The sequence below is a fragment of the Flectobacillus sp. BAB-3569 genome, from assembly GCF_002270355.1.
GTDB classification, from domain to species: Bacteria; Bacteroidota; Bacteroidia; order Cytophagales; family Spirosomataceae; genus Flectobacillus; species Flectobacillus roseus.
This window is the reverse complement of record NZ_NJFZ01000005.1, coordinates 303116-319702: the sequence shown is the minus strand read 5'-3', so window position 1 is coordinate 319702 and position 16587 is coordinate 303116. Positions and strand designations below refer to the sequence as shown.

The 16587-nt window shown below is 38.5% G+C and carries 14 protein-coding genes; 6 read left to right on the top strand and 8 right to left on the bottom strand.

The features are described from left to right. Positions 1 to 6 precede the first annotated feature (6 nt). Complete coding sequence (locus BWI92_RS05095) at positions 7 to 570, bottom strand: RNA polymerase sigma factor (RefSeq protein WP_095161038.1); 564 nt, start codon at positions 568 to 570, stop codon at positions 7 to 9. A 285-nt stretch (positions 571 to 855) separates the two neighbouring features. Here BWI92_RS05095 and BWI92_RS05090 point away from each other — a divergent pair, with 285 nt between their 5' ends. Then, positions 856 to 1722, top strand: a complete 867-nt coding sequence (locus BWI92_RS05090; RefSeq protein ID WP_095161037.1) for an AraC family transcriptional regulator — start codon at positions 856 to 858, stop codon at positions 1720 to 1722. Between the two features lie 229 nt (positions 1723 to 1951). Here the strand turns inward: BWI92_RS05090 and BWI92_RS05085 are convergent, their stop codons facing one another. The 3 genes from BWI92_RS05085 to BWI92_RS05075 form a co-directional block, all read right to left on the bottom strand. After that, positions 1952 to 3490 (bottom strand): YifB family Mg chelatase-like AAA ATPase, encoded by a 1539-nt coding sequence (locus tag BWI92_RS05085; RefSeq protein ID WP_095161036.1) that lies wholly within the window; start codon positions 3488 to 3490, stop codon positions 1952 to 1954. Positions 3491 to 3839: 349 nt separating this feature from the next. Further along, positions 3840 to 4751, bottom strand: a complete 912-nt coding sequence (locus BWI92_RS05080; RefSeq protein ID WP_095161035.1) for an LD-carboxypeptidase — start codon at positions 4749 to 4751, stop codon at positions 3840 to 3842. A gap of 216 nt (positions 4752 to 4967) precedes the next feature. Beyond that, positions 4968 to 5960 carry an ion channel gene (locus BWI92_RS05075; protein WP_095161034.1) on the bottom strand — a complete coding sequence of 331 codons (993 nt, stop codon included), beginning with the start codon at positions 5958 to 5960 and terminating at the stop codon, positions 4968 to 4970. Between the two features lie 202 nt (positions 5961 to 6162). Here BWI92_RS05075 and BWI92_RS05070 point away from each other — a divergent pair, with 202 nt between their 5' ends. From BWI92_RS05070 to ftsZ, 4 genes are all read left to right on the top strand, one after another. After that, positions 6163 to 7119, top strand: coding sequence for a TIM barrel protein (locus tag BWI92_RS05070; protein WP_095161033.1), 957 nt, complete (start codon positions 6163 to 6165; stop codon positions 7117 to 7119). A gap of 72 nt (positions 7120 to 7191) precedes the next feature. Continuing rightward, a complete protein-coding gene (locus BWI92_RS05065; RefSeq protein WP_095161032.1) occupies positions 7192 to 7728 on the top strand; it encodes a DUF255 domain-containing protein in 537 nt (178 codons plus the stop codon). A gap of 908 nt (positions 7729 to 8636) precedes the next feature. Continuing rightward, the gene (locus BWI92_RS05060) at positions 8637 to 10130 is read left to right on the top strand and encodes a M20/M25/M40 family metallo-hydrolase (protein ID WP_095161177.1); all 1494 of its coding nucleotides are present in this window, start codon (positions 8637 to 8639) and stop codon (positions 10128 to 10130) included. 385 nt (positions 10131 to 10515) lie between these two features. Next, on the top strand, positions 10516 to 11943 hold the full coding sequence (ftsZ, locus tag BWI92_RS05055; RefSeq protein ID WP_095161031.1) for a cell division protein FtsZ: 1428 nt from the start codon (positions 10516 to 10518) through the stop codon (positions 11941 to 11943). Between the two features lie 325 nt (positions 11944 to 12268). Here the strand turns inward: ftsZ and BWI92_RS05050 are convergent, their stop codons facing one another. Both BWI92_RS05050 and BWI92_RS05045 read right to left on the bottom strand, forming a co-directional pair. Continuing rightward, positions 12269 to 12982 carry an SIMPL domain-containing protein gene (locus BWI92_RS05050; RefSeq protein ID WP_095161030.1) on the bottom strand — a complete coding sequence of 238 codons (714 nt, stop codon included), beginning with the start codon at positions 12980 to 12982 and terminating at the stop codon, positions 12269 to 12271. A gap of 121 nt (positions 12983 to 13103) precedes the next feature. Beyond that, a complete protein-coding gene (locus BWI92_RS05045; RefSeq protein ID WP_095161029.1) occupies positions 13104 to 14453 on the bottom strand; it encodes a flavin monoamine oxidase family protein in 1350 nt (449 codons plus the stop codon). A gap of 373 nt (positions 14454 to 14826) precedes the next feature. Here BWI92_RS05045 and BWI92_RS05040 point away from each other — a divergent pair, with 373 nt between their 5' ends. Further along, positions 14827 to 15237: an Rrf2 family transcriptional regulator gene (locus BWI92_RS05040; protein ID WP_095161028.1), complete on the top strand. Its 411-nt coding sequence runs from the start codon at positions 14827 to 14829 to the stop codon at positions 15235 to 15237. 217 nt (positions 15238 to 15454) lie between these two features. Here the strand turns inward: BWI92_RS05040 and BWI92_RS05035 are convergent, their stop codons facing one another. Beyond that, complete coding sequence (locus tag BWI92_RS05035; RefSeq protein ID WP_095161027.1) at positions 15455 to 15940, bottom strand: GAF domain-containing protein; 486 nt, start codon at positions 15938 to 15940, stop codon at positions 15455 to 15457. 104 nt (positions 15941 to 16044) lie between these two features. Then, positions 16045 to 16536: a hypothetical protein gene (locus tag BWI92_RS05030; RefSeq protein ID WP_095161026.1), complete on the bottom strand. Its 492-nt coding sequence runs from the start codon at positions 16534 to 16536 to the stop codon at positions 16045 to 16047. Positions 16537 to 16587: the final 51 nt, after the last annotated feature.

The following is a 16587-nucleotide window of genomic DNA, read 5'->3' as shown; positions in this document are numbered from 1 at the left end:
TCGCTATTACGCTACTTGGTCTAGTTTGAGACGAAGGGTTTCGACACCACGGTGAATATTGTTATTCACCGATTGATAGTTAATTCCCATCTTTTCAGCAATTTCCTGATTACCCATTTTGTCGAAGTAACGCATTTTGAGTGTTTCCCAAACACGAGGTGACAAGTCTTGCACAGCTTTTTCCAAACGCTGGAAAGTAGCTTCACGCTCATCGCTATCGTGCTGATAGTAAAAGGCATCTTTTTCGAACTCATACGTCAACTCTGGCGAATCATCAAAAGAAAAACTATTGCGTGATTCTGCCACACGACGTACTAGCTCATGCCTAAGAGAGGTTTTAAGGTAAGGTTCTATATTGTCAGTGTCTGAAAGGAACGTCCTACGATTCCAAAGGTTAAGGAATAAATCATGAACTGCATCCATTACCTGCTCGGCATCCATCGAAATTTTGTTGCCGTAGCGAATCAAAACTTTGTAATACTTCAAGTATACCAACTGAAACGCATGGGCATCACCAGACTTAAACTGTTGCCATAAGGTAAGGTTTTCGTGAGCAGTTAATTTTTTCATAGGACAATAATTTTACACAAAGGACACAACAAGTTCTAGTTTAGTAATATATCACATATTAAAACTTTCGATTATACTATTTTGTCGTATATAGCTAAAATCAGTATTATAATGCTGATTTTTTGCTGAATAGTTTTAAATAGAATAAAACGAAGATATTTTGGTAAGATTTCTTTACAAAATGACTAAAAAAAATGAATAAAACTTTTCGTTAATTAGTAGTTTCTGATACTATATTGGCATAAATACAGTAGATTTGTAAAATATGTCAGTAATTTACTCACAATGAAGCCTCTTTTTCGCAAAGTTCAGGTAGGTCCAGAGCAATCTTTTAGCATACGTCAGGATGCAGTGCCTTATTTCTATAGTCATTGGCATTATCACCCCGAAATCGAAATTGTACATATCCTAAATGGTACAGGAATGCTTTTGGTGGGCGATGGTGTGAGCAATTACCGCGAAGACGATTTGATTATTATTGGCGCCAATGCACCGCATTTCTTTAGAAGCGACCCTCAATATTTTGAGCAAAGTATGGATTTACTTTCCAAATCGAATGTAATTCACTTTGACCCAAATTTTTGGGGTGAAACCTTCATGAAGTTACCTGAAGCAGCAAGTTTGAGTGATTTATTTTCGAGAATCCGAAAAGGTATGATGATTCGAGGAGAAGCTCGTGACCAAGCTGGAATACTCATTGACCAAATGCGTCAGTCGTCGGGTATCGATCGTGTGATTTTACTGCTAAAAGTTCTTAAAATTTTTGCAGCAACGACGGAGTACACTTATGTATCGCAAACTGAAGGTACTGCCAGTTTGGACGAACAAAATACCAAACGTATTGACCAGATTTTTTCTTTTTCTCTTAATAATTTTACGAGAGATATTACTTTACAAGAAGTAGCGGATGTAGCCAATATTAGTGTCAATTCTTTTTGTAGATATTTCAAAACGCATACTCGCAAAACTTATTTCCAGTTTTTGCTAGAACTGCGCATTGGGCATGCTTGTAAGCTATTGGCAGAAGAAAAACTAAGTATATCTCAAATCGCCTACGAAAGTGGCTTCAATAATCTATCGCACTTCAATCGTACTTTCAAAAGCATCATGAAAATGCGCCCGAATGAATATCAGCAGTTGTATAAGGTGTAGGAGGAATGATGAATTGTGAATGAGTGAATTAGGGCTGTACGAATGATTTCAAACTATTGCAGATTTGGGATTTCTGATTTCGGAAATAAAGTAAAATACCTTTGTTTTTTCAAAATATAGAAGATTATACTTCCGAAATCCAACATCCCATATCCGAAATAAACAGTTTTTATAATCCTTCGTACAGTACTAATTCACAATTCACTCACTCAAAATTCACCATTAAAAGTTACCCCGCCCAATTTTCTCTATCTAGGCTTCGGTATTGGATAGCTTCGGCGATGTGTTCGGTTTGGATATTTTCGGTACCAGCCAAATCGGCAATCGTGCGTGCTACACGCAAAATACGGTCGTAGGCGCGCGCTGAAAGTTGAAGCTTTTCCATAGCTCGCTTGAGCAACAAAACACCTACGGGTTCAAGTACGCATACTTCTTTAACCATTTGCGAAGGCATCATTGCGTTGGAATGTATAGCAGGATAATCTTTAAAACGTTCTGTCTGTATCAATCTCGCCTTGATTACTCGTTCTCTAATCTCCTCACTCGTTTCTGTTTTACGGGTAGAAGATAGTTGGTCAAAATTGACAGGCGTTACCTCCACGTGCAAATCGATACGGTCGAGCAGTGGCCCTGAGATTTTATTCAAATATTTTTGAACTGTTCCCGGAGGACAACTACATTCTTTTTCGGGATGATTGTAATAACCGCAAGGACAAGGGTTCATGCTAGCAATGAGCATAAAATTGGATGGAAACTCCACCGCCCATCTTGCTCTCGAAATGCTTACTTTTCTTTCTTCCAAAGGTTGACGCATTACTTCTAATGCAGACTTTTTGAATTCGGGTAATTCGTCCAAAAACAATACCCCATTATGCGCTAGCGATATTTCGCCAGGCTGTGGATTTGAACCTCCACCTACTAAGGCGGCATCCGAAATGGTATGATGAGGGGAACGATATGGTCTGGTAGAAATCAGGGTAGCTTTCGTACCTAGCTTGCCCGCCACCGAATGAATCTTGGTAGTTTCAAGGGCTTCTTGTAAAGTCAATGGAGGCAAAATCGTTGGCAAACGTTTAGCAAGCATGGTTTTCCCAGCTCCAGGAGGGCCAATCATAATAGCATTATGACCGCCTGCTGCCGCTATTTCGAGCGCACGTTTAATATTTTCTTGCCCTTGTACATGCGAGAAATCGACATCGTAATCATTTTGAGAATGAAAAAATATATCTCTCGTATCTGTTACAGTTGGTTCTATTTCAAGACTTCCTTTCAAAAAACCGATAGCTTCACCAATATTTTTGACCCCTATAATATCTAAGTTATTGACAATAGAAGCCTCTGAGGCATTTTCGACAGGTAAAATAAAGCCTTTGTAGCCACGTTTACGAGCTTCGATAGCAATGGGCAAAACACCCTTGATAGGTCGTAAAGCACCATCTAATGCCAACTCACCCATAATGACGTAGTCTTCCAAAACAGGTAAATGGGCTTGTTCGGAGGCGTGTATCACCCCCAAAGCAATAGGCAAATCGTATGCTGAGCCTTCTTTTCGAATATCAGCAGGAGCCAAATTTACGACCACCTTAGTACGTGGGAAAAAATAGCCAGTTTGTTTAATTGCCGATTCTACACGGTGAGCAGATTCCTTTACAGCACCATCGGGTAAGCCTACAATAAAAAAACCTTGTCCTTGACCTTCACTTACCTCAACGGTAATAATTGTAGCATCTACGCCATGAACGGCGCTTCCATAAGTTTTAGCAAGCATGATTAAAATGTTAGGTAAAGTGATAGATGTATATACGAATGTTGAGTTCTGAGTGATGAGTTTTGAGTTGTCCTTGCCTAAAATAGGTTGCCCTCAAAAAGCAACTTTGGGGCTTTCGACTTTCAGCAATGGGCTTTCGGCAAAACATATCTATAGTTACCAAAAACCTATTAACACTCTTTGCCTAGAACCTGTTGCCTTGTGCCTAAAACACATTTTGCCCACTTACTTACTTGTTCATTTAGTTAGTTAGAGGGTTGTGATAGAGTGATTATTTCTAAAAGACCACAATACAGAGGAAACTCTATCTTTTTATAGTTAAAATTTAATAAAAAAATCACTCATTCAATTACTCAATTATTCTTTCTTCCAGCATACAGAGATTTTCGAGTACAGTTAGTTTCATTTCTCGACCTACAGGCATAGCCCAGTTCTCTGGTTCGTGACCCACTGGAAAGCCGTAGCAACGAGGGTATTCATATTCCGCAACGGCCTCTTCTACAATTTCATAAGCTGTTTTGCCATAAATAGAAGGGTCGTCGGATAGATTAGAAAAATGCCCCACAATCAAACCTGCTAACTCGGCTAATTGACCTGTTCGCTTGAGCTGAATCATCATGCGGTCGAGCGCATAATGATATTCGCCTACATCTTCCAGAAAAAGGATTTTACCACTCAAATTTACTTCAGATCTCGAACCAATCAAATGCACCATCAATGCCAAATTACCACCCACGAGTTGCCCTTGCGCTTTTCCTTTACGATTCATTGGATGACTTGGTACTTGATAGGATATAGGTTTGCCAAATAGCAAATCTTTGAGCGACTCTAAGCTTTGTGCGCCGCCTTCTTGCAAAAATAATTTAGGCATTACCCCATGGATACTTTCGACACCTAAACAAAACGCATGGCAAAGTACCGCCGTAATATCTGAAAAACCAATCAACCATTTTGGGTTTTCTAAAAAAGCATCAAAATTGATTTGGTCCAAAATTCGAGCACTTCCATAACCTCCTCTTGCCGAAAAAATCGCTTTGATAGATGGATTATCTAACATTTGCTGAAAATCTCGCGCGCGTATCTCATCTGTTGCTGCATATTGATGATAGCTTGTTTTCAATGACTCCCCCAATACAACTTTGAGCTCCCATTCGGTTTCCATAAAAGCAATTGCTGCTTCTAAATCTTCAAAAGCGACTTTCCACGCCAGTGCCAATACTCCTACGGTATCGCCTTTTTTCAAAAATGGAGGTTTTTGCATCTAATTCTTCAATCTAAATTTTCTCATTTACACAAGATGTAAATTTACAAAATTCTAAAGAGATAAGTGAAAAGAAGTTATTAGTTAAGTTAGCACGCAAAATAAAATTTAAGTTTTCAAGCAATAGGCATTAAGCTGTAAGCTAAAGAATGTGCTTGCCTAAAGCCTATTGCTTATTGCCTAGAGCGTATTAATGCAATTAATACTTACCAATATCTACTCCTCAGGAAACAATTCGCTAGCCAATGGCACTGGGTTTGTCTCTGATAATTTACTCAAGTCCAAGACTACGTGACCATTACTATCTATTTCACCAAACATTGAAACAAATTTTTGTCCAAACACCACCTCCTCGGCATGATATGAGCTACGAGAATGAACAGTCTGATTAAAAGTATCTTCGGTACCTTTTATCAAAATCAAAAACTCTGCATGTTTTTCTAGAAGCTCCTCTTGACTCATACCAAACAACGGACTTTCATCGGTGATAGGGTGAACGATGGTCCAACTGCCTGGGAAGAAATTCACTTGGCTTCTTTCCAAATGTAAGCGGTTGTAAGAGCGTGTTTTTCTGCCATGCTCATCTTTTTGTAACATGGATAAATTAACTTCTACTGACAAATCGATTATTTGGTTATCTCGTGCATTTACAATTCGAAACATCAAACCTGTCATATCCAAATAGGGTGCTACAACAGCTTTATCAGAGTATAAAATATGAGCAATAGGCCGAGAAAAGCGGCCATACAATAACCCCGTAGCAATCGCAAAGCCCATTAGACCCAACAGCGACTCTAACGATGCGACGGTACTCATCAATAAGCCCGTTGGGGCAATACGTCCGTAACCAACCGTGGTAAGAGTTTGGGCTGAAAAGAAAAAAGCATCCATAAATCGCATAGTAGGCGTGCTCATGTCAGCTCCTTGAAGGTGCTCCATCCCTATAAGATTGTACAATCCTGCAAATAGCAAATTGACCACCATAAAATACACAACCACTATCATAAAAAATTGAGGCCATGTACAAGTAATCAACTCATGATAAATGTTGATACGGTCTAGAATAGAAGAGCCAACCCTTTTGACATTAAAACTTCCGTCACGATTGACCAATCGTTGGGCTTCGCCTACTTGCTTGCCAAAACCAAGTTCTTGGCGGCTTTCTTCCTGTTTGAGGTATTTATCGTTTTTATAGCGTAATAAAGCCATATATGTGTATGTTGGAAAGGGATTTTTATAGCTAACATATTTTGAAGTCCAAATCGTTTCGTAATTTTAGAGAAGACTCTTGTTACCTTCCAAACCCTATAATACTTTTTTTTCTTCAATGAATTTCAATAACTTCCGAATAGGTTCCTACCTCAGAGCATCATAAATATTTACCAATAAACAATTTAACAAATATTATCCAATGAACTCACGTCGTGACTTTCTCAAAACGTTTGCTGCTGCTAGCGGTGTAATGGCTTTTGCACCAGAAATGTTAGCTGCTTCTGAAGCTAGCAAAAAGCTTTTCTTCGAAATTTCTTTGGCCGAATGGTCTTTGCACAAGGCGATTTTTGGTGGACAAATGACCAACCTCGATTTTCCTGTAAAAGCTCGTAAAGATTTTGGTATCGGTATTGTAGAATACGTAAATACTTGCTTTAAGTCATCTACCAAAGATTTTAAAGAAAATGGAAAGGATAGCGCTTATTTGAAAGAATTGCTGATGCGTTGCAACGATAACGGTGTCAAAAACCACCTAATCATGTGCGATGCCGAAGGCGACATGGGAGATTCTGACGAAAAGAAAAGATTACAAACGGTAGATAATCATAAAAAATGGGTAGAAGCTGCTAAATTTTTGGGCTGTAAAACCATTCGTGTAAATGCTGGTGGTAAAGGCTCTGCCGAAGAAGTAGCAAAAAATGCAGCCGATGGCTTGGCTAAACTTAGTGAGTTTGCGGCTACAATGAAGATAAATGTTATTGTGGAAAACCACGGTGGATATTCGTCAAATGGCGAATGGCTTACTGGCGTTATGAAGGCCGTAAACATGAAAAACTGCGGTACATTGCCAGACTTTGGTAATTTCTGTATCAAGCGTGACGCTACCAACTGGAGAACTTGTGTAGAGGAGTATGACCGTTACAAAGGCGTAAAAGAACTGATGCCATTTGCCAAAGGGGTAAGTGCAAAAACAAATGTTTTTGATGCAGATGGCAATGAACGCGTTATGGATTACGTTCGTTTGATGAAAATCGTCAAAGATGCTGGTTTTAAAGGCATCGTAGGAATCGAATTTGAAGGCGAAGAGCTGAGCGAAGACGAAGGAATCAAGGCTACATTAAAATTACTCCAAAAAGTGGGAGGAATCTTGAGTTAAGCCTGTAACTTTGTAGTTAGCAAACTGGATACCAGCAGTTTTATCAAATACAAACTACATTTTATTTCGGATATGAAAAAATTCTTGTTAGCAATACTTTGCTTACTTTTTGTCCAATATACCAATGCTCAAGATACGGCTACAAAGCCCAAAATCAAGTGGATGACCCTTGAGCAAGCTTTTCAGGCTATTCAGAAAGAGCCTCGTAAAATCGTTATCGATGTGTACACAGGTTGGTGTGGTTGGTGTAAAGTAATGGATCAAAAAACCTTTACTGACCCCAAAGTTATTGAGTATATCAATCAAAAATATTACGCCGTAAAACTCGACGCCGAGCAGAAAGACGATATTACGATTGGAACACAAAAGTACATTTGGCAAAACGGTTACAACCAAGCAGGTGTTCAATTACTACAAGGTAAAATGTCATTTCCTACGATGGTGTATCTGGATGAAAAATTCAATATGATTCAGCCAGTGCCAGGCTATCAAGATGCTAAACAGTTTCACCAAATTATTACTTACTTTGGTGACGATCACTACAAAAAAGGTGAATGGGACAAATATCAAAAAGATGTTTACCCTAAGCAATACGGTAGTACAAAGTAAATCAGCATAATCATTTGATTGGGCAAAAGACTTCAGTAGATTGTTGAAGTTTTTTGCCTTTTTAAATAAAAATCTAACTTTAAGTTAGTGCGCAAAATAAAATTTAAGGTGTGCTTTGGGCTTTCAGGTATCGGCTTTCGGCGGTGGGCTTTGGAAAAAAGCATGGCTGTGGTTATTAAAAAATATTTTAACACTCTTTGCCTTATGCTTGTTGCCTTGTCCCTAAACACATCACTTAAATCTAATTTTGCACGATTACTTAAGTAATCGTGCAAAATTAGATTTAATCAATTGGAGATGTAAGATATTGATAGTTAAAATTTTACATTCACAATTCACAACTCATAATTCAGCACTAATACTTAAGTATTACTACAAAATAGAATTGCATTAAAATGCTCTAGGCTATAAGCCGTAGGTCTTAGACAGAAAATGTATTCATGATTTTGTTAGAAATACTTTTAGCTTATGGCATATAGCTTAATGCCTATTGCGGGTAAAATTTATTTAATTTTGCCGACTAACATTAAAATTACCTTTACCTGACATTATTGCGTAAATAGGAACCAAACCATACATATACTAAATTTTGATTGCTAAGCATTTACTACACAATGTTTTTTTGTAAATTTCGATAAATACATATTCCAATAAACGGAATAAGGGTAGCTTCACATAGCCTTAAATTGCTTTTCTTTGGGAATCAATTATTTGTACGATAAATTAGGAGAGTATAGTCATTTGTATAAAATTGTAGTCAACATTCTGAAAACTACCATCGCCCTTTCGTAGCCAATTTTGAATTCTTACTTTAGATGGCATGCTTTTCTTATGTGAACTATTATCATTTCGTTTTAATTGATTCTATTGGGTGTCCACTCTTAGCAAATTTTGTTTAACATAACATGATGAAAAAAAGTTTTTTGAGTCTGCTTGCCGTAGTATTACTCATTGGTACCGCTGCCTATAACCCTATCAAAGACGAAACCGACGAATTAGAGGAAATCTTTCGCCAAATCAATACCGAAGTTTTGTCAAATGGGAAAGCTTACGAAACGCTAGGACAAGCTTGCAAAACCATTGGTCATCGCCTTACTGGCAGTAGCAATGGAAAAAAAGCGGAAGAATATGCACATAACTTACTAAAATCTTACGGTTTTAGCGATGTCAAATACCAGCCATTTCAAGTAGAGGCATGGTCACGCGATACGGTTACGTTAGCCATCGCGCCACGAAAAAGTGATAATTTCCGTGATGTTGAAGTCGTTTCATTAGCCATGACTCCTGTGGAGGCAAAAGTTACGTCTGAAATAGTTGACGTAGGCAATGGATTGGAAGGTGATTTTCAAGCCGTAAAAGATAAGCTTTCTGGCAAAATTGCTCTTGTCAACATTGGCTTGTTAGCTCCTATCAAGGGGCCACGTAATTTGCACCGTTCCGAGAAAACTGCCCTAGCTATGCAATATGGCGCTGTTGGGGTCATTTTTGTGAATACGGTAAAAGGAAATGTTCTATTGACAGGTACTGCCTCTGTAACAGGAAGTCTGATTGAAATCCCAGCCGTTTGTGTATCGCTCGAAAGTGGTATGGAACTTCGTGCGTGGTTGAGTCAAGAACCAAATTTGGTAGCGATGATTGACATGAAAAACTTTAGTCGCATGATTAAAGCTCGTAATGTGATTGCTACGCTCAAAGGTAGTAGCAAACGTCATCAAGATGAGAAAATTGTCATTGGTGGTCACCTCGACTCATGGGATTTGGCACATGGTGCATTGGACAATGGCATTGGCTCTTTCTCGATTTTGGATATTGCTCGTACCTTCCAAGCGTTGAAACTGAAACCTAAAAGAACGATCGAGTTTGTGATGTTTATGGGTGAAGAAGAAGGGTTGCTTGGCTCAAAAGCTATGATTGAAAAGCTTAATAAAAGCAATGCTATCAACAAAGTGGCTTTTATGTTCAACCTCGACATGGCAAACAACGCCAATGGATTCAATACATCGGGGCGTGACGAAATGGTACCTCTATTTACAAGATTTGGACAGGTAATTCAGAAAGTTGAACCTTCTTTCAAAAATACCGTCATCAATCAAGCAGGATTGCACTCCGACCACCAAACATTTATGCTTGAGGGTATTCCTACGGCATCGCCAATCGGTAGTATTGCACCAGAAGCTATTGGTTGCTATCATGCCAATTGTGATAAATTTGATTTAATCAAAAAAGATGAAATCAATAATACAGTTCGTTACACAGCGATGATGCTATATGCGATGGCAAATGCAGAAGAGATTCCTGCTAAAAAGATGGATTATTACTCAACACGAGATTTTTTCATTAAGCAAAATCTTCGCAAAGAACTAGAACTTGGTCGTGAATGGAAATGGGGCGCTAGCGAATAACAATATTTCATAAAAGTTGGGGCTAGGTTAGCAAAACCTCCTTCGCCGAACTCCAACTTTTATGGTTTCAAATCATACGAATAAAAAGGATTTTTAAGTTGATAAATTGACCACTCACTAAAATATGCTGATTATCAAAAGCATAATGTATCAATCTGGCAACTTTTATGTAATTTTATAGTATATGTCATATTGATAGGTACTTACAATACCTGAGTAATTTAAAATTATTTGTAATTTTGGGAGCTTAAATTTGCGGTTGGCACACCAAAGTATACTGACCGAGGTAGCGACCATCTATTACTTGATTATCCTGTCTTTGTAATCAGTATAATCCCTAACTTATCCTTACTGAATATTATTAATCCTTAACCCGTTTAAGCGTATGGCATTTTTTGATCATAATATCGAACTAAAGGATGATAAGCCTTCTAATATTATCAAAGTCATAGGCGTTGGTGGTGGCGGTAGCAATGCTGTTCGTCACATGTATGAAATGAAAATTCAGGATGTTGACTTCGTGGTTTGTAATACCGATTTACAAGCCTTGAATGATAATTCTGTGCCAACAAAACTTCAGTTAGGAGCCATTCTTACCGAAGGTCTTGGAGCAGGGACCGAACCAGAACAAGGTAGATTAGCCGCCGAAGAAAGTGCAGCTCAGATTACAGCGTTGTTGGAAGGTGGCACCAAAATGGTATTTATCACCGCAGGTATGGGTGGTGGTACAGGTACTGGGGCAGCACCTGTTATTGCTAAGGTTGCCAAAAGTCTTGATATTCTTACTGTTGCTATTGTTACTGCTCCTTACTCTTGGGAAGGAACAGAAAAAATTGATGCCGCTATGCGTGGTATCGAAGAACTACAACGTACTTGCGATACTGTTTTGGTAGTGCTTAACGATAAATTACTTGAGATTTATGAAGATCTAAATATACTTGAAGCATTTGAGCACGCTGATGACGTATTGGCCAATGCTGCCAAATCAGTCGCTGAAGTAATTACCAAGTCTGGTAAAATCAACGCCGACTTTAAGGATGTTAAAAAAGTACTTAGCAACGCTGGTCAAGCGGTAATGAGTACAGCTTCAGCAAAAGGACAAAATCGTGCATCTGAAGTAATCAAAAGCGCGCTTGATTCGCCATTGCTTAACAACAAAGACATCAAAGGTGCTAAACGTATCCTTGTAACTGTGGCTACTAGTAAAGCTAAAGTTATGGGCGTGAAAGAACAGCAAATTATCACAGACTATATCATGCGAGAAATTGGCGAGGCTCCTGCTGGTTTCAAACTTGGTTTTATCCTAGATGATGATTTGGATGAAGAAATGCGTGTAACGGTTATCGCCGCAGGATTTGACTTGGGCGACGATGCTCCACTACCTGTAAATGGTAAAAATGTCGAAGAAAAAGAGCACATCGTCGCTCCTAAACCTAAGCCGACTACCATTAAAGACCTTGTGGATAGACCGTTATCACCAAAACCCGTAGGTAATTTCAACAATCCTCATAGAGTGCCTGTACCTGCTGCACCTGTGCCTCAACCACAGCCTCAACCTCAACCACCTGTGGTGACTTATGAGGAAGAGGAGGTATATGAAGAAGAAGAGGAAAGAACAGAACATAAACCAACGTTTTATTACAAGCATGAAGATGACACGCTTCGCATTAGACGTATGATAGATAGTTTTTGTCAAAAAATTCCTAACGAGACAGACCTTGAGACTCCTGCTTATTTGAGACACAAAGTGCCTTTAATAGATATTAGTCAAGTTCCAGAAGTTGAGTTATTTGATCAACCTTTGTATGAATAAGAAAAAGGGTGTCGAAATCGACACCCTTTTTTGATATAATCACCTGAATAATTGTAATTTAACTTGCAATAGGCTGTATGCTATATGCTGTAAGCTAAAAGTTTAAAAGCGTTTCTAAGAAATCATGAATACATTTTTGCCTAATGCTTACGGCTTATAGCCTAGAGCATTATTTTAGGCACAAGGCATCAGACATAAGGCAAAGAGTGATAAAATGTTTTAATAACCACAAACATTCATTTTCCCAAAGCCCACCGCCGAAAGCCGATACCTGAAAGCCTAAAGCACAAAAATTAAATTCTATTTTACCCACTAACTTATTACCTTACTTGATTTTAAACACAGCTTTCATATCAAATCTCACCTTGATTTTTTGTACATCTACTGTACTCTCTTGCATAGGAGCGGCGTCTGCGGACATTGCCATTTCACGTTTCATGGCAGCATACATAGGTTGAGGATAATAGCCATTATCTATTTCATAAATCTCCAAAGCTTCACCCAACTGCTCGCCGATTCCTGCTAATAAGTAACTTGCTTTTTCTTTAGCATTTTGGAGAGCCTTGATTTTTACTTGTTTTTTTAGCTCCTCAATTTTTGAGTATTCAAAGCGCTCGATATTAGTTGAGAAAATACCTTTTTCATCAACACGGTTCAGAATAGCATCAATTTTTGAAAGATTTGCTAACGCCAAAGTATAGGTTTTACTTTCTAAGAAATTGGTTGGTTTTTTCTTTCCCCACCATTCACGATAACCGTTGATACCTCCAACCGTTAGGGACTCTTTAGGTAAACCTGCATCAGCCACAGCCTTTTGTAATTGCTGTTCCAATACCAAAATATCTACTCGGTTCTTGTTGTCTTTATCTTTGAAATATTCTCTCAAAGTAACTGAAACAAAGATTTTATCTGGTAATACTTCTTCTTCGGCAGTACCAGTCACTTCAATTTTTTTCACAGGGGCTTTATCATTATTTTGTGCTTGCGTAGAAAATAAAACTCCACCAAACATTGCCAAGGCCATCATTAATTTTTTCATAATAGTACAAAGATTTGTTTTTGAAACATCAATTTATGTCTTTACAACGGGCATTGGATAGCTCAAGTATGTATTAACAAAAGTTTAACAAATAGCCGAGAAATCAACTACGAGGCTATTTTCATATTTTTTCCACTATTTCACTAGCCACTCTTTCTCCCGAACGAATGGCACCATCGATATATCCATTCCAAATTTCGGCGGTTTCGGTACCTGCCCAATGGATATTTCCTACAGGTTCACGAAGATGTTTTCCCAAGCTTGTCCAAGCTCCTGTAGGCATCAGTCCTGCGTAGCACCCACCCGAAAATTCTTCCTCTGCCCATGATTTATCTACATAGAATAAAGGCATTTGAGCTTCCTCACCAAAAAATTGGGTAAACTGTTTTAGCACTACTTCCCTACGCCGTTGTTCCGACAAAAGAGAGAAAGCTTTTGCTTGATTTGCCAATACAAATCCCATCATAATTCCCTTTGAGCCATCTTTTGGAGAATTATCGAAAGTGACACTCACATATCCTTCATCACTTGCAGCCAAACCGTTGAGTTCTTTTTCTCGCCAAAATGGTTTTTCATATACCGCATAACATTTCCAAACACTTCCCATTGGCATACGCTGTACCAACTGCTGTCGGTTGGCTGGTAGCGCTGGCGAAAACCGTATTTTATGTGTCAAGGTTGGGGGAATTGCCACTATAATTTTGGAAGCATGATAATGAAAATCCTTTCCTGTGACTTCTACACCGTGTTCATCTTGCACGATTGCGTCTACACGATGATTTAGTAGAATGGTGTTTTCGGGTAAGTCATCTGCTATTTTGAGGGCTAAAGTTTGTGCTCCACCTAAAATCCGTTCTTCTTGAGCTCCATTTTTTACATTCATCAAGGTATCAAAATCTCGTCCCGATTTGGTGTAAAACAAGGCATGAAGCATAGATATTTCATTGGGATGCGCGGCCCAAATCGCCTCAGATACTATTCCAAAAAGCTTTCGAGCAGTTTTAAAACGCATTTGCCGATTCATCCATGATTGTAAAGTCATGCTATCCCAATGGTATGCATTTGGCGTATTCCAAGGACTGGAAAGGTCAACAGTTTTAGATAACTTATTGATTGTCTTGATAGCAAAATCTAGACTCAGCAACGCAGGAATAGGCAATGGAGGAATCAGTCCCTTATAATTTTTACGCTTTCCATTCATCATCAGGGTACTTTTTCCTTCATCGTAAGTGGGAAATGTCGCTAGTTGATATTCTTTCAACATGGCATAAACTCTATCTTGCGAAGGACCAACCCATGTACCTCCCATATCGAGATAAAAGCCTTCGAAGTGCTCAGTATGTACCCGTCCACCTACACGGGGGCGAGCTTCGAGCACACGCACGGTTTTTCCAGCTTGAAGCAAAGCCTTTGCGGCGGTGAGTCCCGCAAAACCAGCTCCAACAATTATGACATCTGTGGAGTTATTCATGAAAAGAGAGTTTTTATCACAATTGAAATGATATATGGAGACAACAGGCTATGAGCATATATTCATTGTTGTCCTGTTCTTTGCTAGTCGATGACAGATGAAACTGTTTTATGATAAAAATCATTTTATATCCACCTTTTAATTATAATTATTTTGTGAAAAAATTAACATTTTCACTGAAATATAGTCATTTTTTGAGCATATTCAAATTTTAGAAAAATTATCAAATCCCATAAATTTTATGTAGCTTTGTCTATAAAGCAAATAGAACTACTCTGGATACTGGATTTGTTATGGAGGAGAAAGGCTTCCATTGATTCGAGCCCAAGAATCCTTTAGTAAAAGATTCAAGCATCAAGAAACTAAACAGAATATGATTTCCAAGAAAGCCAAATACGCTTTAAAAGCTTTAAAAGTACTAGCTCGTGAATATGAGAAAGGTCCTTTGTTGATTGCCAATATTGCCGAATCAGAGCACATTCCAAAGAAATTCTTAGAGGCTATTTTATTGGAACTCAGAAATCACGGCATTTTGCAAAGTCAAAAAGGAAAAGGGGGCGGATACTATCTTAGAATGTCTCCCGATCAAGTAACTTTTGCTAAAATTATTCGCATTATAGATGGTCCAATTTCTCCAACACTTTGTGTTTCTTTGCATTTTTATGGCAAATGTGACGACTGTGTGAGTGAAGAAGCTTGTTCACTTCGTAGCGTAATGGAAAAATGGCGTGATGCGAACCTTACGGTATTGGAAGACACTACTTTAGCTGATTTGATTAAATAAATCAACAGGCATTCTTTATTGAATGAGTTGTGATTGAGTGGATGAGTAATTGTTTTAGAATTATTCTCCAACTTTATCAAAAAAAGCGGTCGAAAAATTATTTTTCGACCGCTTTTTTTGATAATATAACTCGGATTTAGACCCAATCATTGCGTCTCTATTGACACAAAATAATCAGTCATTCACTAAATTAGAGACGATTCAGCATTACAGAAATTTAAAGCGTTTTTTCCAAGGCTTTCATGATTTTCCCTAAACCTTCGGCATCTACTTCCGAAAAGTCATTGAGCAAGTCAGAATCTACGTCTAATACCATCGCCACATTTCCTTCTTTGTCAAAAACTGGCAATACAATCTCCGATTTTGAGGCCGAAGAGCAAGCAATATGCCCTGGGAATGCTTCTACATCGGGTACAATTACCGTCTGTTTTGTGGTATAGCAATGCCCACAAACCCCTTTGTTAAAGTTGATACGTGTACACGCCAATGGCCCTTGGAATGGTCCTAAAACAAGTTGATTTCCTTTGGTCAAATAAAAACCTACCCAGAAAAAACCAAATGCTTCTTTGAGTACTGCCGAAATGTTTGCCAAATTGGCGATTAAATCACTTTCGGTACTAATCAAAGCTTCTATCTGTGGGATAACAGCCTCGTATATTTCTTTTCTATCTTTTGTTTCTGGAATAAATAAATTCTCAGCCATATTTGATTTTAATTGTTTGTTGATGGACTTTCGGCTTTCTGTAAAATGTATGATTGAAAAGCCAATATACTATTGCCTCCTTGCCTAAACCCTATACCCTAAATCTAAACTAATTGCTTAAAATATCGCGCCATCCATGACTCGCCTGCGGGAAGCGTCCATTTTTCTTGGAATTCGGCAACGGTTGCTACCAGTGTATTAACAATAGGTGTTTCGGGTGTAATCTCGCCAGAAGTTACCAGTCCTCTGATTTTCAACATCTCGACAGTCTCGATGGTATCACCTTTAAAATAGGCAATTGAGCGGTCGAAAAAACTAATGTTCAAATGTTGCCCAAGCTCCTTAAACCAACGCCCAGAGGCATCAATAGAGCATCCCGAAGCAGCATTTTGCTGTTCGTCGGCGGCTACAATAATAAATCGATTTTGAATAATCTGAAAAGCTCCCAACAGTGGTGCACCGTGTGCTGCCCATTGTTCAATTTGTTGTTGAAGATATTGACCAACAAAAGCTGTTTCGTCAGATGAAAGAAGGCGTTCTGTTTGATAAACCCAAACACGTGCCGAAGGAGATATATTTTCGAATGCTACGTACATAATTGTATTGGCTTTTAGTAAGCTTTGACAAAGATAAAATAGAGAATCTCT